Source organism: Dietzia sp. (assembly GCF_036741115.1).
In the GTDB taxonomy this organism is placed as follows: domain Bacteria; phylum Actinomycetota; class Actinomycetes; order Mycobacteriales; family Mycobacteriaceae; genus Dietzia.
The window spans coordinates 1-5,153 of sequence record NZ_DAINST010000125.1 but is presented as its reverse complement, the minus strand read 5'-3'; the positions used below and the strand labels follow the sequence as shown (position 1 = coordinate 5,153).

At 69.6% G+C, this 5,153-nt stretch carries 4 protein-coding genes and 1 pseudogene; all 5 read left to right on the top strand.

The window, feature by feature from the left end; genetic code table 11:
* Positions 1–373: guanylate kinase (locus V7E05_RS13570; RefSeq protein WP_442891683.1), on the top strand; the 373-nt coding region annotated here is incomplete at its 5' end.
* A gap of 144 nt (positions 374–517) precedes the next feature.
* Positions 518–808: a DNA-directed RNA polymerase subunit omega gene (gene rpoZ, locus V7E05_RS13565; protein ID WP_333620169.1), complete on the top strand. Its 291-nt coding sequence runs from the start codon at positions 518–520 to the stop codon at positions 806–808.
* Between the two features lie 2 nt (positions 809–810).
* Positions 811–2,151: a bifunctional phosphopantothenoylcysteine decarboxylase/phosphopantothenate--cysteine ligase CoaBC gene (coaBC, locus tag V7E05_RS13560; protein WP_333620168.1), complete on the top strand. Its 1,341-nt coding sequence runs from the start codon at positions 811–813 to the stop codon at positions 2,149–2,151.
* 208 nt (positions 2,152–2,359) lie between these two features.
* Entirely contained in the window at positions 2,360–3,577 is a 1,218-nt protein-coding gene (metK, locus tag V7E05_RS13555; RefSeq protein ID WP_333620167.1) for a methionine adenosyltransferase, read from the top strand.
* A 66-nt stretch (positions 3,578–3,643) separates the two neighbouring features.
* Positions 3,644–5,153 (top strand): annotated as a pseudogene (locus V7E05_RS13550) (hypothetical protein); the annotation flags it as partial.

Sequence of the window (5,153 nt, the reverse complement as noted above, 5' to 3'; positions counted from 1 at the left end):
GCTCGAGTGGGCGGAGATCCACTCCGGCATCCAGCTCTCCGGCACGCCGGCAGGACCCGTCGAGGAGGCACTCGCCGCAGGGCGTCCCGTCCTCGTCGAGGTCGACCTCGCCGGGGTGCGCGCGATCCGCGAGACGGCCCCGGATGCGACCTTCGTCTTCCTCGCCCCACCTTCGTGGGAAGAGCTCGAGCGCAGGCTCCGCAGCCGCGGCACGGAGACCGAGGACGTCGTGGAACGCCGGCTTCAGACTGCGCGGGAGGAGATGGACGCCCGCGATGAGTTCGATCGGGTCGTCGTCAACGTCGAGGTCTCCGAATCGGTGGCCGAGCTGGTACGATTGATTGTCGGTCCAGAACCCGACGGGTCCGCATAGCGTTCGACCGGCATTCGCCGACAGGTCGCCGACCGATCGCCGACAGACCGTCGAGTATCACCGCCCGCAACGCAGGCATCATAGGGCTTGGCGTCCGAATATTTTTCTGGACACGTAATACGCGTAATACGCAGGAGGAAATCCGTGGCTGCTTCCGCATCCGAGGCCGACACCTCGGCAGCACCGCTGTACGACACCCCGGTTGGCATCACCAACCCGCCGATCGACGAGCTCCTCGAGCGCGCGTCGAGCAAGTACTCGCTGGTCATCTTCGCCGCCAAGCGCGCGCGCCAGATCAACGACTACTACAACCAATTCGCCGAGGGCATCCTCGAGTACGTCGGCCCGCTGGTCAGCCCGGGTGCGCAGGAGAAGCCGCTCACCACGGCGCTCCGCGAGATCCACCACGACATGCTGGAATACTCCGAGCAGTAGCGATGGTCGCGCAGCCGGGGTGGGAGGGCGGTACCACGCGCCGCATCGTCATCGGCGTCGGTGGCGGTATCGCCGCCTATAAGTCGTGCCAGCTCGTCCGCTATTTCCGCGAGCTCGGCCACCACGTCGTGGTCATCCCCACCGAATCTGCGCTCAATTTCGTCGGCAAGGCGACCTTCGAGGCCCTGTCGGGCAATCCCGTCGCCACCGACGTCTTCTCGGATGTCCCTTCGGTCCGGCACGTCAACCTCGGCAAGAACGCCGACCTCGTTGTCGTCGCCCCCGCCACCGCGGACCTCCTGGCGCGGATGGCGCAGGGCCGCGCGGACGATCTCCTCACCACCACGTTGTTGACGGCGCGCTGCCCCGTCCTCTTGGCCCCCGCGATGCACACGGAGATGTGGCAGCATCCGGCGACGGTCCGGAACGTCACGACGCTCCGCGGCGACGGCCTCGTGGTCATGCCGCCGGCGGAGGGCCGGCTCACCGGCAGCGATTCCGGCGCCGGCAGGCTCCCGGAGGCCGACGAGATCGGCAGGCTCGGAGAACTCCTCCTCGCGGACCCCGATTCGCTCCCGCAGGATCTCGTCGGGCTCAAGGTGCTCGTCACCGCCGGCGGGACCCGCGAGGAGCTCGATCCGGTGCGCTTCCTCGGCAATCGTTCCTCGGGCAAGCAGGGTCAGGCACTCGCCGCGGTCGCCGCGGCCCGCGGGGCCAGGGTCACTCTCGTCTCGGCCGCGACGAAGATCCCCAATCCGGCTGCTGTCGAAACCGTGCACGTCGATTCGGCGCGGGAGATGGGGCAGGTGCTCCTCGACCGGGCTCCGGGCTTCGACGTGGTCATCAAGGCTGCCGCGGTGGCCGATTTCCGGCCGGAAAAGGTCTCGGAGTCGAAGATGAAGAAGGGCTCGGACTCCGAGCCCGAGGCCATCCGCCTCGTGCGCAACCCCGATCTCCTCGCCGGGCTCGTCGAGGCGCGCCGCAACGGCGGTATCCCCGAGGCCACGACTCTCGTCGGCTTCGCCGCGGAGACCGGCGACGCACACGGCTCGGTGCTCGATCACGGGCGGGCCAAACTCCGCCGCAAGGGCTGCGATCTCCTCGTGGTCAACAAGGTCGGCCGCACCGAGGCCTTCGGTACGGATACGAATTCGGGTTGGATCCTGCGCAGGACCGGCGGCGAGACCGCCGTTCCCGTCTCCGGGAAGTACGCCGTCGCCAGCCGCATCCTCGACGCGGTCGTCCTCTTGCGCGAAGAGGACGGGAACGGCCGGGAGCCCGCGGAGGCGACCACCTCCGGCGCTCAGTGGCCCGCGGAGGCGACCACCTCCGGCGCTCAGTAGACGGTCCAGTCTAGGCTGTACCGGGTGAGGTCGATCCGCAACCCACAGGCGCGGAGCGCCCCAGCGATCGATCGGTAAGAATCGATACGTCGACATCGGTCCGGCCCGTCCGGCCCCGAGACAGACGAACCCACAACGTCACGAGTCACAATGCAGGTCGGCCACGCCCAGCGGGTGTGTGCCAACGCTGCGAGAAGAGGAGCCGGGAGTGGAGCAGTCACGCCGCCTGTTCACCAGCGAGTCCGTCACCGAGGGGCACCCAGACAAGATCTGCGATGCCATCTCGGATTCGATCCTCGATGCCATGCTCGAACAGGATCCGCAGGCGCGAGTCGCGGTCGAGACCATGGTCACCACCGGCCAGGTCCACGTCGCCGGCGAGGTCAAGACCACCGGGTACGTCGAGATCCCCGAGATCGTGCGGAAGCGGATCCTCGAGGTCGGCTACAACTCCTCGGAAAAGGGCTTCGACGGCACCACGTGCGGCGTGTCGATCTCCATCGGCGCGCAGTCGCCCGAGATCGGGCAGGGCGTCGACACCTCCCATGAGAGCCGCACGGGCGAGTCCGCGACCGCTGCCGAGGACGAGATCGCCAAGCAGGGCGCAGGCGACCAGGGCCTCATGTTCGGCTACGCGTGCTCGGACACCCCCGAGCTCATGCCGCTGCCCATTGCGCTCGCACACCGCCTCTCGCGCCGCCTCACCGAGGTGCGTAAGGACGGCACGCTGACCTACCTGCGCCCGGACGGCAAGACCCAGGTCACCATCGAGTACGACGGTGAGAAGGCCGTCCGCCTCGACACAGTGGTCATCTCGACCCAGCACGATCCGGAGATCGACCTCGACACCACGCTCACCGACGATCTCATGGAGAAGGTCCTGGGGCCGGTCCTCGCCGAAGCCGCGGGCGATATCGACACCTCGGATTACCGTCTCCTCGTCAACCCCACGGGCCGCTTCGTGCTCGGCGGGCCGATGGGCGATGCGGGCCTCACCGGCCGCAAGATCATCGTCGACACCTACGGTGGCATGGCCCGCCACGGCGGCGGCGCCTTCTCGGGCAAGGACCCGTCGAAGGTGGACCGCTCGGCGGCGTACGCGATGCGCTGGGTGGCGAAGAACATCGTCGCAGCAGGTCTCGCCGAGCGCGCGGAGGTGCAGGTCGCCTACGCGATCGGCAAGGCCAGCCCCGTCGGCCTGTTCGTCGAGACCTTCGGCACGGAGACCGTTCCCGTCCAGGACATCCAGAACGCGGTGTCCGAGGTCTTCGACCTCCGCCCGGGCGCGATCATCCGCGACCTCGATCTCAAGCGCCCGATCTACGCGCAGACCTCGGCATATGGCCACTTCGGCCGCACCGACGTCGACCTTCCGTGGGAGCGCACCAACCGCGCCGACGAGCTCAAGGCGGCGGCAGGCAAGTAGGCAGCAGACTAGACGTAGAAGTAGCGGCACCGCAACGTCCGGGCGCCGTGATACAACCGTCTCATCATGGCGATCCCCAGCTCGACGCGCGTCCCGGCCCACCAGGGGCCCGTGGCGCGCGTCTTGCCGTTGCTGGGGCTGCCGCAGCTCGATCGGCTCTTCGACTACCGCGTCGACGAGAAGTACTCCGCCGAGGTTCTTCCGGGTGTCCGCGTGCGCGTGCGTTTCGCCGGTCGCCTCGTCGACGCGATCGTCTACGAGCGCGCCGAGCGCACGGATCACCCGAAGGAGCTCGCGTGGGTCGAGCGCGTGCTCTCCCCGGATGTGGTGGTGACGCCCGAGATCTTCGCTCTCGTGGAGCGCGTGGCGGCCCGCTGGGTGGGCACGCGGTCGGATGTGTTCCGGCTCGCCGTGCCGCCGCGGCACGCAGCGGGGGAGCGTTCGGTTCCGCCGGCCGAGCCCTCTCCGGAGGCCGAGTCGGGGGCCGAGTCGGGGGTCGAGTCCGGACCGGCGGGTGATGTCGCGCGTCAGGCAGATCACCCGGGCGGCGATGAGGACGACGGCGACTCTGCCATCGATCCCACGCAGAGCGCCGAGCCTGCCGGGCCAGCCGGCACCGCCGAAGAGAACGATTCAGGCGAGGAAACAGCGGAGACCGTCGAAGATTCGTCCTTGCTGCCGGAGCAGTGGGCCTCTTACCCGCGCGCCGAGATGTTCGCGGCGGCCGTCGCCGAGGGGCGCCCCGTACGCGGCGCCTGGGCGCCGGTACCGGGAGAGGACTGGGCCGGTCGCCTCGCCGAGCTCGCGCTTCTCGGCGCTGCCAGCGGGAAGCAGTCGGTCGTCGTGGTCCCGGATCAGCGCGACGTAGACGCGGTCGTCGCCGCCCTCCGCGAGCGCATCGCGGACCACGGGCTACTGGCGTCCTCGCACATCGTCGAACTCACCGCGAGCCTCGGTCCCCAGGCGCGGTATTCCCGCTGGCTCCGCGCGCTGCGCGGGCACGCCCGCGTCATAGTGGGCACGCGCAGCGCCGTGTGGACGCCCTTGCGCTTCCCCGGACTCCTCATCCTCTGGGATGACGGCGACGATTCCTTCGTCGAACAACGGGCACCATACCCGCACACGCGGGAGGTGGCGACGCTCCGTTCCGCGCTCGCCAGGATCCCGCTGCTCCTCGCCGGCCCCGTCCGCACACCGGAGGTCGCGGCGCTCGTCGAGGCGGGGTGGGCGCCGGAGATCTCGGCGTCGCCCGAAGTGAGGAAGGCCGCGGCGCCGCGGATCGTCGCCGTCACCAATGCCGATCCGGTCCAGGCCCGCGACGTCGCGGGTGGGCACACGCGTCTGCCCACCGTGGCGATGACGATGGCGCGCCAGGCCCTCGATCGCGGTCGCCCAGTGCTCGTCCAGGTGCCGCGCCGCGGGTACGTGCCGCGGCTGGTGTGCCAGCGGTGCAGGACGCCTGCGCGCTGCCGCCGCTGCAACGGGCCTCTCGAGATCGGGAAGGCCGCGGACGACGGCGCGGGGCAGCTCGTCTGCGCGTGGTGCGGCGTGCACGACCTCACCTACAGCTGCCCGG

Excerpts from the sequence above, each read along its gene's own strand:
- coaBC (WP_333620168.1), top strand. The coding sequence starts at position 811 with ATGGTCGCGCAGCCGGGGTGGGAGGGCGGTACCACGCGCCGCATCGTC.